The sequence below is a fragment of the Paenibacillus cineris genome (assembly GCF_018333335.1).
Lineage (GTDB): Bacteria > Bacillota > Bacilli > Paenibacillales > Paenibacillaceae > Paenibacillus_AQ > Paenibacillus_AQ favisporus.
Genome location: NZ_BORU01000034.1, coordinates 1 through 263, shown reverse-complemented (window position 1 = coordinate 263; position 263 = coordinate 1). Strand labels below are relative to the sequence as shown.

Sequence of the window (263 nt, the reverse complement as noted above, 5' to 3'; positions counted from 1 at the left end):
GGACCCTTCGGTCCAAGTACCATCGGCGCTGGAGGGCTTAACGGTCGTGTTCGGGATGGGTACGCGTGGAACCCCTCCGCTATCGCCACCAAACGCGTTTGAAAGAGGTTTGCTCTCTCAAAACTGACCAACGAGTGAGTAACTAGCCGACCGGCTAGATTTAGTATTTGAATGCTTCCATCGCAGGAAGCGATTCTCCATAGAAAGGAGGTGATCCAGCCGCACCTTCCGATACGGCTACCTTGTTACGACTTCACCCCAAT

At 53.6% G+C, this 263-nt stretch carries 2 rRNA genes; both read right to left on the bottom strand.

Annotated elements, in window-relative coordinates:
• Window positions 1-93 (bottom strand): 5S ribosomal RNA (gene rrf, locus KI379_RS33820); the annotation flags it as partial.
• Between the two features lie 110 nt (window positions 94-203).
• Window positions 204-263: ribosomal RNA gene (locus tag KI379_RS33815) — 16S ribosomal RNA — on the bottom strand; the annotation flags it as partial.